At 67.1% G+C, this 15559-nt stretch carries 12 protein-coding genes and 1 pseudogene; 10 read left to right on the forward strand and 3 right to left on the reverse strand.

Annotated elements, in window-relative coordinates:
- The first annotated feature begins 193 nt into the window (after nucleotides 1-193).
- The 9 genes and pseudogenes from TRD_RS12375 (at nucleotide 194) to TRD_RS13980 (ending at nucleotide 9518) form a co-directional block, all read left to right on the forward strand.
- On the forward strand, nucleotides 194-1384 hold the full coding sequence (locus TRD_RS12375; protein ID WP_012642563.1) for an ABC transporter substrate-binding protein: 1191 nt from the start codon (nucleotides 194-196) through the stop codon (nucleotides 1382-1384).
- 104 nt (nucleotides 1385-1488) lie between these two features.
- Nucleotides 1489-2772 carry a Gfo/Idh/MocA family protein gene (locus TRD_RS12380; protein ID WP_012643196.1) on the forward strand — a complete coding sequence of 428 codons (1284 nt, stop codon included), beginning with the start codon at nucleotides 1489-1491 and terminating at the stop codon, nucleotides 2770-2772.
- Nucleotides 2753-3790, forward strand: coding sequence for an SIS domain-containing protein (locus TRD_RS12385; protein WP_012643155.1), 1038 nt, complete (start codon nucleotides 2753-2755; stop codon nucleotides 3788-3790). The genes TRD_RS12380 and TRD_RS12385 overlap by 20 nt, the downstream gene beginning before the upstream one ends.
- A gap of 10 nt (nucleotides 3791-3800) precedes the next feature.
- Nucleotides 3801-5024, forward strand: coding sequence for an N-acetylglucosamine-6-phosphate deacetylase (gene nagA, locus TRD_RS12390; protein WP_012642470.1), 1224 nt, complete (start codon nucleotides 3801-3803; stop codon nucleotides 5022-5024).
- Complete coding sequence (locus TRD_RS12395; protein ID WP_012643020.1) at nucleotides 5021-6136, forward strand: serine hydrolase domain-containing protein; 1116 nt, start codon at nucleotides 5021-5023, stop codon at nucleotides 6134-6136. The genes nagA and TRD_RS12395 overlap by 4 nt, the downstream gene beginning before the upstream one ends.
- Before the next feature lie 2 nt (nucleotides 6137-6138).
- Nucleotides 6139-7392 (forward strand): anhydro-N-acetylmuramic acid kinase, encoded by a 1254-nt coding sequence (locus tag TRD_RS12400; protein WP_012642871.1) that lies wholly within the window; start codon nucleotides 6139-6141, stop codon nucleotides 7390-7392.
- Complete coding sequence (locus tag TRD_RS12405) at nucleotides 7389-7697, forward strand: hypothetical protein (protein ID WP_012642753.1); 309 nt, start codon at nucleotides 7389-7391, stop codon at nucleotides 7695-7697. Before TRD_RS12400 ends, TRD_RS12405 begins: the two co-directional genes overlap by 4 nt.
- Before the next feature lie 15 nt (nucleotides 7698-7712).
- Nucleotides 7713-7820: pseudogene (locus TRD_RS15415) on the forward strand (glycoside hydrolase family 20 zincin-like fold domain-containing protein); the annotation flags it as partial.
- A 36-nt stretch (nucleotides 7821-7856) separates the two neighbouring features.
- The gene (locus TRD_RS13980) at nucleotides 7857-9518 is read left to right on the forward strand and encodes a beta-N-acetylhexosaminidase (RefSeq protein WP_143714814.1); all 1662 of its coding nucleotides are present in this window, start codon (nucleotides 7857-7859) and stop codon (nucleotides 9516-9518) included.
- 67 nt (nucleotides 9519-9585) lie between these two features.
- Here the strand turns inward: TRD_RS13980 and TRD_RS12415 are convergent, their stop codons facing one another.
- Both TRD_RS12415 and murQ read right to left on the reverse strand, forming a co-directional pair.
- Nucleotides 9586-10512 carry an N-acetylglucosamine kinase gene (locus tag TRD_RS12415; RefSeq protein ID WP_012642473.1) on the reverse strand — a complete coding sequence of 309 codons (927 nt, stop codon included), beginning with the start codon at nucleotides 10510-10512 and terminating at the stop codon, nucleotides 9586-9588.
- A complete protein-coding gene (gene murQ, locus TRD_RS12420; RefSeq protein ID WP_012643206.1) occupies nucleotides 10502-11419 on the reverse strand; it encodes an N-acetylmuramic acid 6-phosphate etherase in 918 nt (305 codons plus the stop codon). Before murQ ends, TRD_RS12415 begins: the two co-directional genes overlap by 11 nt.
- Before the next feature lie 540 nt (nucleotides 11420-11959).
- Here murQ and TRD_RS12425 point away from each other — a divergent pair.
- The gene (locus TRD_RS12425; RefSeq protein WP_012643015.1) at nucleotides 11960-13291 is read left to right on the forward strand and encodes an L-fuconate dehydratase; all 1332 of its coding nucleotides are present in this window, start codon (nucleotides 11960-11962) and stop codon (nucleotides 13289-13291) included.
- A gap of 389 nt (nucleotides 13292-13680) precedes the next feature.
- On the opposite strand, the gene TRD_RS12430 is transcribed toward TRD_RS12425, so the two are convergent.
- Nucleotides 13681-14667 (reverse strand): hypothetical protein, encoded by a 987-nt coding sequence (locus TRD_RS12430; RefSeq protein ID WP_012642940.1) that lies wholly within the window; start codon nucleotides 14665-14667, stop codon nucleotides 13681-13683.
- Nucleotides 14668-15559: the final 892 nt, after the last annotated feature.

Raw genomic sequence — 15559 nt, forward strand, 5'->3', positions numbered from 1 at the left:
CGCCCGACGTACGAGATGGCGAGAGCGACCGTCAACGCGAGAGCACCGACGAACACGAACCATCCCCACCGCTCGGTCGCACCGTGAATCTCGACGAAATTCATGCCCCAAAGACCCATCAGGATGGAAAGACCGCCGAGCTACTGGCCAGTACCGTCAGTCGCCGGATACCGATCTCCGTTCGCGCTTCCCGATGGACTCCCCCGAGGGCACGGCGCTCTTGGATGAAATCAAGAACTTCCGACCGCAGCAGATTCTCGCCAGTGGACCATTCCAATTCGATTACGGCAGCATCACGAACTCGCAACTCACGCTCGTCAAGAACCCCAACGGCGTCAACGCGGACCAGGTTCTATTCGACCGGCTCGTGATCTACAACGGCGAAACACCCGACGTCACCCCGTTGGTCCTGGCCGGCGATGTCGATTACGCTACCCACGGTTTCCCGCCGGCAACGGAAAAGGCCTTCCAGCAACAGGGACTCCGCATCATCCGACCGCCGGTCTACTCTGGTCCCGCCCTCCTGTTCAACCTCGACAAACTTCCGGAGTTCCGCGACAAGCGCGCTCGCCAGGCGCTTGCCTACGCGATCGATCGCGCCCAGAACGGGACGGTCGCCTTGGGTGACTCCGGAAAAGCGGTCAAGTATATGGCCGGCTTTTCCGACATCCTGGTTCCCGACTGGATCGCTCAGGCCGATCTCGCCAAGCTGAATACCTACGACCACAATCCCGATCGGGCGGCGGAACTCCTGCAACAAGCTGGCTGGCGCAAGAACGGTGACACCTGGCAGACCCCCGAAGGAAAGAACGCCGAATACGAACTCCTCTTCCCGGCAGAGTACGCTGACTGGTCAGCCAGCGCCCAGAACGTCGCCGATCAGTTGACTCGCTTCGGCATCAAAGTGGCGCCGCGCAGCGTGACGTACTCCCAGCAACCGATCGAGGTCGATAAGGGGAACTTCCAGCTCGCCATTCAGGCCTGGGGATCGACGACCAACCCGCATCCTCACTTCGCCTTCGTCCAGGACCTCTTCACGCACAATATCCCCATCGCCGCCAACCAGGGCGGCCGCGGTATGGGCTTCGAACTGAAGCAAAAGACCGATATCCTCGGTGAGGTCGACCTGGAGCAGCTGGTCGTGGATGCCGGGCTCGGGCTCGATGCCGAGATGCAAAAGGCCAACGTCACCAAGGTCGCCCTCGCGTTCAACGAACTCCTCCCCATGATCCCGCTTTTCGAGCGGTACGGAAACAACCCGGTCCGCGAGGGGGTGCGTGTCCAGCCCTGGCCACCCGACAACGACCCGATCTATCTCAATGCCCCGTACGGCGACAATTTCGCGGTCATGATGATCTGGACGGGTCGTCTCAAGCCCGTGTGATCGAGCTGTGTCGTGGCCCACTGCGAGGGGAGACCACCCTCGCAGTGGGCGCTCCAAACAGGATCATGAGTCGCGTCTACCATCTCGAGAGGACTCGGTGAGCGATGCCATCCCCGATCGAAGCCGTTATGGTCGGTGCCGGTAACCGCGGAACACTCGCCTACGGAGCGTATGCCAGGCGACTTCCCTGGGATCTGCGCTTCGTGGCAGTCGCGGAGCCGAACGACGAGCGCCGTCTCCGCTTCGCCAGCGAGCACGGCATTCCGCCTGAACGTCAGTTTCGTTCCTGGCAGGAACTCGCTGAACGGCCGCAACTGGCCCCAGCCCTCGTCAATGCCACGATGGACCGCGACCATTACCCCAGTACGATCGCTTTCCTCGAAGCCGGCTACCATGTCCTGCTCGAAAAGCCGATGGCGACGACCCCTGAGCACTGCATCGCGCTGGTCGAGACCGCGCACCGCCACGGTCGGCTACTCCAAATCGCTCATGTCCTCCGCTATGCGCCCTTCTTTCGTACGATCTACGATCTGGTGCACAGTGGTCGCCTGGGGGAGATCGTTTCGCTCGACTGGCGCGAGAATCTCTCTTACTATCACTTCGCGCATAGCTTCATCCGCGGCAACTGGGCCAATACCGAGCGGACGAGCCCGATGATTCTCACCAAGTGTTGTCACGACCTCGATCTCCTGGTGTGGATACTCGATCGGCCCTGCGAGCGCCTTGCCTCCTTCGGCTCACTGACTCACTTCACCCCGGCGAACGCCCCACCAGGCGTTCCCGACCGTTGCCTGGACGGTTGCCCGATCACCGACGAGTGTCCTTACTTCGCCCCCCGCATCTACCTCGTCACCGCTCATGGTGGCGCCTTCCAGCACGCCGTCTCACCCGATCCCAGTCCAGAGGCGATCCTGGAAGCCCTACGGACTGGCCCCTACGGACGCTGTGTCTATCACTGCGACAACACGGCTGTCGATCATCAGGTCGTCCTAATGGAGTTCGCTGGACAGTTGGCAGTCTCGCTCACCATGCAAGGTTGCTCGCACGTCGAAGGGCGAACGGTCCGCATCGATGGCACGCGCGCCACCCTGCTCGCGAACGAGTCACGGCGCGAGATCGTCGTCGTTGACCACGCGACCGGCGACAGCGAAACGATCCGACTCGGCCCGCCACTCGGCGGACACGGTGGTGGCGATCTCGGTCTCATCCGCGCTTTCGTCCGCGCCGTCCGCGGTGAGCGCTCGGATGTCCTCACGAGCGCGCAGCAAGCGGTCGAAAGTCACCTGCTCGCCTTCGCTGCCGAGGAAGCACGCCTCACGCGCACAGTCGTCGATCTCCCCGCGTTTCGGAACCGAATAGGGGTGAGTCATGTCGTTGCTTCAGACTGAGATCGAGAGCCAGCCTTCGATCCTCCAGCGATTGCTCGATCTCGCGCGACCACTGGCGATCGAAGCAGCCGCTCGCATTCGCGCATTCGATCCCCATTACGTCGTCATCGCCGCCCGCGGCAGTTCCGACAATGCGGCTCGTTACGCGCAGTATCTCTTCGGTGCCGTCAACCGACTCCCGGTTGCCCTGGCTACCCCCTCGCTCTTCACGCTCTACCACCAACCACCTGCGCTCCGCGATGCCCTCGTCATCGGGATCAGTCAGAGTGGCCAGTCTCCCGACATCGTCGCCGTACTCGAGGAGGCTCGGCGCCAGCACGCCTTGACGCTCGCCGTCACCAACGACCCCGCCTCACCCCTGGGGCAGGCGGCCGAACTCGTCTTCCCGCTTTTCGCCGGCGAGGAGCGCGCGATCGCCGCCACCAAGACGTACACTAGCCAGCTCCTCGCGCTCGCCATGCTCAGCACTGCCCTCCACCCCTCGCCCGAGCGCTGGAGCGAGCTCCAGGGCATCCCCACTGCAGTCGCGCGAGCGATCGAGCAGGCGGAGCCAGCCTGCGCTGCCGCCGCAGCATTCCGGGACGAGCAGCGGCTGGTCGTCATCGGCCGAGGCTTCAACTACGCTACCGCTTTCGAAATCGCCCTCAAACTCAAGGAACTCTGTGCGCTCGTCGCCGAGCCGTACTCGTCCGCCGATTTCCGCCACGGCCCCATCGCCATGGTCGAGCCTGGCTTCCCGGTCGTTGCGATCGCTGTGTCGGGAGCCGTCCTCGACGACATCGTCTCCCTGCTCGACGATCTCGAGCGGCGTCGGGCCGCTCTTATCCTGATCTCCGATCGTCCCGAGCTCCTCGCGCGCGCTCAGCTGCCCTTCCAGCTTCCGTCCGGTGTCCCAGAATGGCTTTCGCCCATCGTCGGGGTCATACCCGGCCAACTCTTCGCCAGCGCGCTCGCCCGGGCGCGCGGGCTCGATCCCGACCGACCGCGTGGCCTGCAGAAGATCACGCGGACGCGATGAGGATCGCCGCATGCGCTTCGTCCTGGCCGGAGCCACACTGATCGACACCGGAATCGCTGACCCAGCAGCCTGGCTCGTCGTCGGCGACTCCGCCATCGCGGCGGTCGGAGCCACTGCCCACGGAACGGGTCCGGTCATCGACGCGACCGGTCTCCTGGTCGTTCCCGGTTTCATCGACCTCCACACGCATGGCGGTGGCGGATTCGCCCTGCACACGACGGAACCGGAGGAAATCGTCGCCTATGCGGCCTGGGTCCCGCGGACTGGTACGACTGCCTTCCTCATCAACGTGGTCGGGGTACCCGACGGCCTGCCCGAACGCCAGCTGGCCGCCGCGGCCACAGCCATGACCCTCGCACGCCGGGGTGCGGAGCCACTCGGCATCTACCTCGAGGGCCCGTACCTCAACCCGAAGCGGCGTGGCGCTCATCACCCCTCCTGGCTCCGCGCACCCGACCGCACCGAACTCTCCCGCCTCCTCGCCGTGAGCCGCGGCTTCCTCCGCGTCATGACACTGGCCCCGGAACTGCCTGGTGCCGAGGAACTCGTGCACCTGCTCGTCACGCATGGGGTGACGGTCGCGCTCGGGCACACGGACGCCACCTATGAGCAAGCCCGGCGTGCCTTCCAGGCTGGTGCCCGTCTGGTGACGCACTGTTTCAACGCCATGCCGCCGCTCCTGCACCGTGCCCCCGGCCCGATCGGGGCGCTCGTCGAGGTCGACCACGCCGTCGGTGAACTGATCGCTGACGGACACCACGTCGTACCACCCGCGATGCGCGTCCTCATTCGCGCACTCGGACCGCAGCGCACGGCCATCGTTACCGATGCGCAGCCAGCCGCGGGCCTCCCGACAGGCACGAGTTTCTCGTTCGCTGGCTTGCCGGCGCACGTCGACGGGCAGGTCGCTCGCTTGAGCGATGGCACACTGGCGGGGAGCATCCTGACCATGGACCAGGCGCTGCGCAACCTCGTCTCGCTCGTCGGGGTGCCGCTGGCGGACGCCGTCACCATGCTGGCCACCACACCGGCCCGCGTCGCCGGTGTTGCCGAGCGCAAGGGACGACTGCTCCCCGGCTACGATGCCGATTTCGTCGTCCTGAACGCCGACCTGCAGGTGATCGCGACCTACTGCCGGGGCCAGCTCGCCCACGCGACCGCCGAGTGGCACGACCGCCTCGCTGCTGCTGGTCTCCGCGTGTCCGCGAGCGTCGACGAGGAGCAGGCGCAGTGACGCTCCACGATCCCTTCGCCGCTGCCTGGGCAGTTGTCCTCGATGGTTCGGCGCGCGATGCCTACGCCGGGGCTGTCGCGCTCGTCCTCAATCGCCGCGGCGTGGTCCTCCGTGCGGCCACAGGCTGGGCCTGCCGCGAGCCAGAGCGCATCCTGATGACCGTGGAGACCGTCTTCGACCTCGCCTCGCTGACCAAGGTTGTCGCCACCCTTCCCTGCATTCTCCAGCTGGTCGCGCTGGGCGAGCTGGACCTCGAGACACCCGTCAGAACGGTCCTTCCACCCCTCCGGGCTGCACCCTGGAGCGGTCGCGTGACGGTCCGCCAACTCCTCAGTCATACCAGTGGGCTCCCCGCCTGGTTACCGCTCTGCCTGAGGGCGCACAGCCCGGACGAGTATCTCGCGGCGATCGCTCAGACCGAACTCGTCGCGCGACCCGGTACTCAGGTCATTTACAGCGATCTCGGTTTCATCCTGCTGGGCGAGATCGTCCGCTCGCTGACCGGGCACGACATCGCCACTCTCGCTCGACGGGAGGTTTTCGCGCCGCTCAGCTTGCATGCGACCTGCTTTCGCCCGCCACCGGATCTCCGGCCACGCAGCGCGGCGACGGAGCGAGGAAACGCGTTCGAGCGTTCCCGCGCGGGACCACCGGGTGCGCGCTACACCCCGTGGCGGGAAGCCGTCATTTGGGGTGAAGTCCACGATGGCAATGCCTTTTACGGTCTGGAGGGGATCGCTGGACACGCTGGGCTCTTCGCGCCAGCTGATGAGCTAGCCCGTTTCGCCCAGTTCTGGCTGGACCACGGACGCTGGGAGGGACGCCAGCTCTTGCCGTCCTCCCTCGTCAGCGAGGCGACCAGGCCCCAGGCCCCCGGCCGCGGTCTGGGATGGATGCTGGCCTTCAGCGGTACGGCCGCAGCACGTGGACTTCACCCCACTGCCTACGGACACACCGGCTTTACCGGCACCTCCCTTTGGATCGACCCCGAACGCGAGCTCGTGATCATCCTCCTGACGAATCGCGTCCATCCCGTCGTGCGTGCCGGCATCGAGGCAGTCCGAGCAGCCTTCACCGAGGCCGTCGCCCGAGCCGCTCGGGAGGTCGGCTGACGATGCGGACGGCCCTATCGGGCAACCGTCTCTGTATCGGTCTGCTCTCCGGCACCTCCGCAGACGCGATCGATGCCGCCCTCGTCCGCATCAGGGGTGCCGGGCCGGAGGCACAGCTGCACCTTCTCGCCTACCGAGCCCGACCGTTCCCACCCCTCGTGCGGCGAGAACTTTTCCAGCTCTTCGAGCAGGCACCGCCGGCACTCGAACGACTCTGTACGCTCCACGTCATCCTCGGTGAGCTGTTCGCCGAGGCAGCGATGACCCTCTGCCGGGCAGCTGGTTGCTCGCTGGACGAGGTCTTCGTGATCGGCTCCCACGGACAGACGGTTTGGCACCAGCCAGCGCCCAGCTCACTCCTGACGCTCGCTGCCCGCGGAACGCTCCAGATCGGCGATCCAGCGGTCATCGCGGAGCGCACTGGCGTGCCGGTCGTCGCCGATTTCCGGGCCGCTGATATGGCTGCGGGTGGGCAAGGGGCTCCGCTGACACCATACCTCGACTGGGTCGTCTTGCGTCATCCGACGCGCCACCGTGCCATCCAGAATATCGGTGGCATCGGCAACGTCACGTACCTTCCAGCGAGTGCCCCGCGCGAGGACGTTTTCGCTTTCGATACCGGTCCCGGGAACATGGTGATCGACGGCGTCGTCCAGCTCCTGACCACCGGAGAGCTCGACTGCGACCGAAACGGGGCACTCGCCGCCCAGGGGCGCGTCGATCGCGTGCTTCTCGAGCGCTTGCTGGCCGATCCCTTCCTCGATCAGCCCCCGCCCAAAACGACGGGTCGCGAGCGCTACGGTTTGCCGTTCGCCCGACAGCTTTTGAACGAGTTCGGTCTTCCCGCTGGCATCCTCCGCGACCCGCGCGTCCCAGCGACCCTCCGCCAGCGAGCCTGTGACCTCGTCGCCACGGTCACGGCCTTCACCGCTCACGCGATCGCGGAGTCCTACCGGCGCTGGCTCCCACCGATCGACGAGGTCGTCGTGAGCGGCGGTGGCGCCCGCAACCCCTCCCTCATGAGGGTCCTGCGCGATCTCCTCGCGCCAGTCCCCGTCGTCCCGGTCGAAGCGCTCGGGCTCGACAGCGCCGCCAAGGAAGCGATGCTCTTCGCCCTGCTGGCCCATGACGCCTGCTTCGGGCTGCCGACCAATGTGCCGAGCGCGACCGGTGCCCGGCGTGCTGTCACGCTCGGTTCATTGACCCCACCTAACGGTTGGAAAGAACGAGCGAACCGAGAGGAGGAACAGCCGTGAGCCAGGACGCGAGCCGATCCATGCCGCTCCTTCCCCCACCACGTGAACTCGAGCTCGGTGCGCCACAGGACAGTTTTTGGCTCGATGCGGATGTGAGCATCGTGCTCAGTGCCCGCGCCACGGACGAGACGGTGGCAACGGCTCGCCTTCTCCAAACCGCTATCCAGGTTGCCACCGGCCTGCTCCTTCCCATCCGGCGGACACTGCGCCCACTCGAGGAAAGCAGGTCGATCGTGCTCCTTCGTGCCGACCGCGACGGCCCCGTACCACCCACCGATCTCGCTTCCGCGGGTCCGGAAGGCTAAGCCCTATCCGTCGGGCAGCAGCGACTGCTCGTCCTCGCCACGGCGGAACGCGGGCTCTTCTATGGCGTCCAGACCCTCCGTCAACTCCTTCGAACACAGGGGCGTCTGCTCCCGGCGCTCTCCATCCGCGATTGGCCTGTGCTCCCCAACCGTGGTGTCATGCTCGACGTCTCGCGCGGCAAAGTGCCCACGCTCGAGACGCTCTTCCGCTTGGTCGAGAACCTCGCAGCCTACAAATACAATCACGTTCAGCTCTACATCGAGCACCCCTTTCACTTCCCGAGTCACCCGGAGATCGGTGCCGGCTCCGATCCATTGACCGCTGACGACATCCTCGCGCTCGATGAGCACTGTCGTGCTCATCACGTCGAACTCGTCCCGAACCTCCAGTCGTTCGGACACCTGCGACGCTTGCTCTCGCTGCCCCGCTACGCCCATCTCGACGAGGTCGGTTGGCAGTGGAGCCTGACACCAGCCCGCGAGGAGACCTATCAGCTCCTCGACGAGCTGTACGCCGACTTCTTGCCCAATTTCACGTCGTCCTGGCTCAACGTCGATTGCGACGAGACCTGGGACCTCGGAACGGGTCAGTCCAGGGCACTGGCCGAACGTCTCGGCAAGGGGCGCCTTTATCTCCAGCACATCCTGCGTGTCCGCGATCTCGCCGCCAAGTATGGCCGCCGCATCATGGTCTGGGCCGATATCCTGCTTCACTTCCCCGACCTGGTTGCCGAGCTTACCGATGACATCGTGCTCCTCGACTGGTGGTACGAGGCACAGGATCATTACCCCTCAGCCGTGCTTCTCGGCTCGCTGGGGCGCACCTTCTGGGTCTGCCCCGGCACGTCGAGCTGGAACACCTTGTTCCCGCGTATCGAGAATGCAATCGGAAACATCCGTACCTTCGTGCGCGATGGGCTCGCTGCTGGCGCGAGTGGGATGTTGCTCACGGACTGGGGTGACTACGGGCACTACCAACTTCTCTCGCTTTCCTGGTACCCCTACCTGTTCGGTGCCGCTGTTGCGTGGTCCGGCCCCGACATCGAACTGGACCACTTCGATCGCGCCTTCGCGCTCCTCTTCCTCGACCGCCCAGCCGACGACGCGAGCGTGCGCGCGATCCATCGCCTGGGGCGCGCGGTGACCTTGCCGAGCCTTGGCTTGCCGAACCGCTCCAACAGTGCCCTGGCCCTCTTCGACGAGCCGCTCGCCGGTCGCCTGATCGAGCGGACCGACCCGCACGACCTGGAGGAACTCGCCGAAGCGGCCCGCGCGGCGCTTCGCGCCTGGGTCGCGCTGCCCGATGCGCAACTCCGACACGACTACACTTTCACGGCGCGTCTGGTCGTCTTCGCCGCCGAGAAGCTCCTCGCGAGCCAACGCGTACGTCGATTGCTCGGATCCCTGCCCGATCCAGCCGACGAGAACGGGCGATCACGGGGGCTCACGCAGCTCGACGAGGCGATCGCGAGACTCGATGCACAACGGTCGCTCCTCGAGCGCCTCGCTCGTGAGTTCGAGCAGCGTTGGCTGGCCCATGCCCGACGGAGCGAGATCCACCAGACGCTCGACCGTTTCACGGCGCTCGGCCAGCGTTATCAGGCAGCGATCGCCTGGCTCCGCGAGCAGCGTGAACGGTACGCCAGCGGCCTGCCAGTCGATGCCACGCTCGCGACCTACTCGCCCGGCCCCTATCATCCACTCTGGGAGGAAGGAGTGCAGAAGTTGCTGGAGCTCGTCCGCCTGGCTGGACCGGACAGCCTCCCAGCCCAGCTTCGCGAGTCGCTGGAACGCGAAGGACTGCTCGGGGGAGCAGGCTGACCACGCGGCACAGCACCCAGGCGACCGGCGCAGCGCAGGTAGGACGCCGAGCGCGCTGCGCCGGTCCTCACGCTCTGGCGTGCAACTCCTGCAGCGCCAGGCGCACCGCCCCGCGCGTCGCCTCCTCGACCAGCGTCACCGGTCCGACCGCCGACGGAAGCTGTCCGAGCAGTCGCTCGCGCAAGAGCGACGAATGCAGGAGGATGCCGCCGCCGAGCGCCAGCGGGCTCGCGTTCAGCTCGAGATGCGCCCGGACCACCTCGACCGACCGGGCCAGCTCGGTCGCCGCCTCCTCGACGATGGCCGTCGCATGCGGGTCGCCAGCCGATGCGAGATCGAGCACCCGCGGCGCGAACCACGCCAGCGCTGCCGGCGCACCCCGCACGCGCTGATAGACCAGCGGAACGAGCTCCTCCGGCGCGGTCAGTCCCCAGAACGCGAGTGCCGCCTCGAGCAGCTCATGGGCCTCTGCCCGACCATCGGCCGTCCGGGCCGCGAGTCGCAGTGCCTGCTGGGCGATCGCGAACCCGCTGCCCTCGTCACCGAGCAGATATCCCCAACCACCGGCGCGCGCGGTGCGACCGTCCGGTGCTCGCCCGAAACAGATCGACCCGGTACCGCTGACGAGCGCCAGACCCCAACCTTCGGGGCAACCTGCCGCCAGCACCAGCTCGCTATCGCTGACCAAGAGAAGCCGCTCGGCGAGCGAACGAACCCGGAGTGCTGTGCTGACCCGCTCGCGGTCGCCCTGCCGGTCGACCCCGGCGAGCCCGAGACACGCCACTTTCACCGGCGCATCGCTCGCAACACCGGCAGCCCTGCGGGCAGCCTGAATCGCGACCTCCACTGCAGCGACGACCCCTTCGAGCCCCACGATCTGGAGATTGCTCGAGCCGGTCGTCCCGACGCCGAGGATTCTTCCCTGCGCGTCAGCCAGCGCCGCGCGGGTCGTGCTCCCGCCACCATCGATCCCGAGCAGAAGCTCAGCCGCCATCGCTCTCCTCGAGGGCGGCCCGCACGAGCCCACCGGCACGTCCGAGCCGCGACCGGGCTTCTGCAGCATCGACTCCCGCGATCGCCATCACGATCGCCGTCTTCGGCTCGCCGCCCGCCTCCTGGAGCACGCGCTGCGCATCCTGCTCGCTGAGTCCAGTCGCCTCCATCACGATGCGCACCCCGCGCTGCCAGAGCTTGCGGTTCGTGGGTCGCACATCGACCATCAGGTTCCCGAACGTCTTACCCAGCCGCACCATCACCGTCGTGCTCAAAGCAGTGAGCACAAGCTTCTGGGCCGTCCCGGCCTTCATGCGGGTCGAGCCAGCGATCACCTCCGGGCCGACGACCGGCGCGATCACCAAGTCAGCCAGATCGGCCAGCGGCGCGGGCCGATTGCACACGAGCACGGCCACGTAGGCGCCACGCTGCCGCGCTTCGCGGAGCGCCCCGCGCACGTAGGGCGTCCGTCCGCTCGCGCTGATCCCGAGCACGACGTCATCCGGCCCGATGCCCAGCGCAGTCAGCTCGCGCGCGCCCGCCTCCTCGTCGTCCTCGGCAGCCTCGACCGGTCCGGTCAGCGCCGCCGGCCCGCCAGCGACCAGCGCGACGATCCGACCCGGCTCCAACCCGTAGGTCGGGATGCACTCGATGGCATCCAGCATCCCCAACCGGCCGGACGTCCCAGCACCGACGTAGACCAGGCGCCCACCCCGGCGCATCCGCTCGACGACCACGTCCGCCAGTGCGGCGATGGCAGTCCGCTCGGCCAGCACTGCCGGAATCACCCGCGTCTCTTCCTCCAGGATCAACTCCACGATCGCCTGGCTCGAGAGCTGGTCGATCTGCCGCGTCCGCGGGTTCACCGACTCGGTCGTTGCCTGCCGCAGCTCGTCCTGCTCGTCCATCCGTCCGCTCCGCTCCTGCCACCGGCCGAAAGTGAAAAACCCGGCAATCGCTCGGACTGGTCGACCCCTGCGCCTGACTGCCGAAACCGCACCTGCAGCGTGCAGGATAGCATGCCTGTCACCGGGCTGCAGACATCGGATACGCACGGCGACCTTTCACGATCCGCCAGCGACCCAGGCAATCGCGCCCGCACGCCATCACCCAGACCACCCGCCTCGCCGTACCGAGCATGAGCCGGCAACGAGCGAAGCGGGGAATCGCTCGCCTCGCGCCGCCTCAGCGCGCCACCACTCGGCCCGATCCGCGAGCACCGACCAGCGTCGCAGCGTCAGCCAGTGACGCCAGCTTCTGTCCATCACCCGCCCGTGACCCAGCGAGCGCACCTCTCGGCCGGTTACTGGCCACCGCCCGCCTACCGGGCGAGCGCGGCTGCTCCCCAGCCAGGCGCTCCTGTGCGATCATTGCGCTCGGTAGCGACTGATCGAGCGCGCCGCCTTCTGACCCACGAGCGCACGCCGGCAGACGAGAGGAGGAGTCCGATGCCCACCACGATCACCCAAATCGAGACCTACGATGTGCGCTTCCCCACCTCGCTCACCCTGGCCGGTTCCGACGCCATGCATCCTGACCCCGACTATTCGGCCGCCTACGTCATCCTCCACACCGATTCCCCCGGTCTGGAAGGGCACGGTCTCACCTTCACCATCGGCCGCGGCAACGAGCTCTGCGTCGCCGCCATCCACTCCCTCGCTCCGTTCGTCGTCGGCCAGCGGCTCGAGGAGATCGTCGCCGACTTCGGTCGCTACTGGGATCGCCTCACCAACGACGGTCAACTCCGCTGGGTCGGTCCGGAAAAAGGCGTACTGCATCTGGCGACCGCTGCGGTGATCAACGCGCTGTGGGACCTCTGGGCCAAGGCCGTCGGCAAGCCGGTCTGGAAGCTGCTGGCCGATCTCACGCCCGAAGAAATCGTCCGCCTCGTCCCCTTCCGCCACATCACCGATGCACTGACGCCGGACGAGGCTCTCCACCTCCTCCGCCAGCAGGCACCGACGCGCGCCGAGCGCGAACGGGAACTCTTCCGCTCCGGCTACCCCTGCTATACCACCTCGGCGGGCTGGCTCGGCTACTCGGACGAGCAGGTCGCCGCACTGGCCCGCCAGGCGATCGACCAGGGCTTCACTGCTATCAAGATGAAGGTAGGGCAAGACCTCGCTCACGATCGCGCCCGCGCTGCGCTCCTGCGCCAAGTCATCGGACCGGACCGCAAGCTGATGATGGACGCCAACCAGCGCTGGGACGTCCCCCAAGCGATCGCCTGGATGCGGGAGCTGGCCGAGTTCGACCCCTGGTGGATCGAAGAGCCCACCCATCCCGACGATGTCCTCGGCCACAAGGCGATCGCGGAAGCCATCGCACCGATCGGCGTCGCCACCGGCGAGCACGTGGCCAACCGCGTCGTCTTCAAGCAGCTGCTCGCCTCCGGCGCCATCCGCTTCTGCCAGATCGATGCCTGCCGGCTCGGCGGCGTGAACGAGGTCATCGCCGTCCTGCTCATGGCCGCCAAGTTCGGGGTGCCGGTGTGCCCGCACGCCGGCGGCGTCGGCCTCTGCGAGTACGTTCAGCACCTCTCCATGTTCGACTACATCGCGGTGAGCGGCAGCCTGGAGCACCGGATGATCGAGCATGTCGATCATCTCCACGAGCACTTCGTCGACCCGGTCACGGTGCGGAACGCCCGGTATCTCCCGCCGCAGCGACCGGGCTACTCGATCGAGATGAAGCGCGAGTCGCTCGAGCAATACCGCTGGCCAGATGGTCCGGTCTGGCGCGAGCTGCGGCAGCGTGCCCCGGCGAGCGAACAGCGCTGAGACTGTCGCCGTGCTGATGCGTCCGAGCGGCGCGCGTCCCGCGCTCTCCGCTCGATCGCGGTCGCCAGTTGGACGGAACACCGAGCCGCCTCCGGAATCGGGGCCGACGCCGGCACCGATCTCACCGCACTGCAACGACCCTCGGGCGACGGGTCCTTCGAGCAGACCGCCATCGCGATCCGGCAGCCCACTGCTCACCCGACTCGGGTCGAGCGAGCAGCCTCGGCTGGCCGAGCCGCAGCGGATACCAGGCCGTCAGACGCGCCCTGCCCTGCGGTCACGTCATCCCGATGGCGACCGAGCGTCGGGAGCGTCCTCCGACTCGCAGCCCGCCGATGGTCCGTCCCGGGCATCGCCCACGGCACGTCGCTGAGCGGATCGTCCCGCGCTCACCAGATCGAGGGATCGTAATCGGCGCTCCAATCGTGGAGCGTGCCGGACGGCCCCTCCCAGTAGAGATTGCCGGCGTCGTCCATCCAGGTCGGGTCAGGATTTTCGCCGCTCAACGCCTGGCTCCACTCTTCGGCCATCCAGGTATTGAAGGCATCGTGCTCGGGGTCGTAGAGACCGCCACCGCTCGAGTACAAGTCGCTGTACAGGTCGCCGGAGAAGTCGTAGCCACCGCTGTCCCAGCCGACATCAGCGAACGGGTCCTGGAAGCCGTACAGAGGCGTGCCGTAATCGAATCCACTCCAGTCCCAGGCGGGCGTCATCTCGCCGCCGTACCCCATCCCGCCACCAGCGACCCAGACGTCTGGCACCGGCCCACCCTGGAGCGGCCCCGGCTGCTCGATCAGTTGCTGTTCGGCGTCCTGCAGTACCTGCGGGAGCTGGGGCACGTACTCGTCCAGGAGCCCATAGGGAGCGATGAAACTGACGATGTACCCGGTCCAGCCATCGCTCAAGATCCAGAGCACCGCCTCGTAGGGCTGTCCGTTCTGGACCGCTGCGTAGGCCAACTCGATCGCCGGCCAACCGGCAAAGGACACCCACTGCGCATGGTACGCATAGAGTTGCTCGCTCTGCTGTTGCAGGCGCAAGTAGACGACCGCCGCGTACTGCAACGGATTGAGCGGCTGCGGGAGCGGCTCCGCCTGCCAGAAGAGTCCTGGCTGGAACGGCAGATTCCCCTGCGCGGGCGCCAGGTAGGCGACACGTTGCCCATCGGACACCCGCTGCCAGCCGTTCGCGAGCTGATTCCGCTCCACGTTCGTCCGGCGGAGCGCCGGGGTGACGTTCGCCGCGATCCCCGGTGTCGGCGACCCCTGGCCGCGCGTCAGGAACCACAGGCCAGCTGCTCCGATCACACCGACGGACAGACAACCACACACCAGCGCGATCGCCCCGAGCACCAGAAACCAGCCTCGCCGCGCCATGGCTCATCCCCCGGGTTCTGTCGTCTGAAAAACGATCACTCGCCTCTTCGCTGCCTGCAGTCTACTGCAGCGCACGGTCCTGCTCCAGGGGTCGCTGGCTTCTGGCCACTGGCCGCGGCGCCTTGTCGGCGCAGAGCGGCTGCCTATCGACCAGTCATCACCGCCTCCCTGCCAGCGCCGCGTCAACCGACCGCCGTCTGCCGGCGCATGCCCCGGGAGCAGGCGGCCGGCGCCAACGGCACCGGCGCGACTCGGCCCACGAGCACCGCGCGGGCGGGCCCGCATCCGGTGGCGCCGCAGCGTGAGCGAGCTGGGTAGCCCGCCATCGCTGCTGCGCCCGGCCGACGCCTGAACGGGCAGTCCGGACGCTCTCCGCCGGCAAGCAGTCCCTCACGCAGCGACCGCCAGCGCCGCTCCCGATGGGGTGGCCAGCCGCGAACGTCCGCGGCTCCCTGCCAGTGCGGCGCGGAGCGACCCTTCGGTGACCAGCGGACGAGCCCGCCTCCGGCTGGTACAGACGTCGCCCCGCCTCGAACGGCGCGGTTCCCGGCACAACGCTGCAATACGTGATTTGCCCGTCGCGAAGCCGAAACGGGACTATCGACCCCTCGAGCCCGCGTTTTCCTCGTCGTATCATAGTGTTGTCCCCACGCACGTGGGGGTGCACCGGCTTCCTGCTGACGACGCTTGGCTTCCCGATAGTTGTCCCCACGCACGTGGGGGTGCACCGTCACTCATGGTCCGCATCCTCTTCAGTCTCCACTCATCCCTACGCACGTGGGGTGCATTGCTCTCGCTGCTCTGCACAGCACGTCATCGACTGCGATCCCCCAGTGAGCCGATACGCCCGCGGCGGTCCGATGCAGCTCATTGATGAGAACCTGATTCAGGG

The organism is Thermomicrobium roseum DSM 5159 (assembly GCF_000021685.1).
In the GTDB taxonomy this organism is placed as follows: domain Bacteria; phylum Chloroflexota; class Chloroflexia; order Thermomicrobiales; family Thermomicrobiaceae; genus Thermomicrobium; species Thermomicrobium roseum.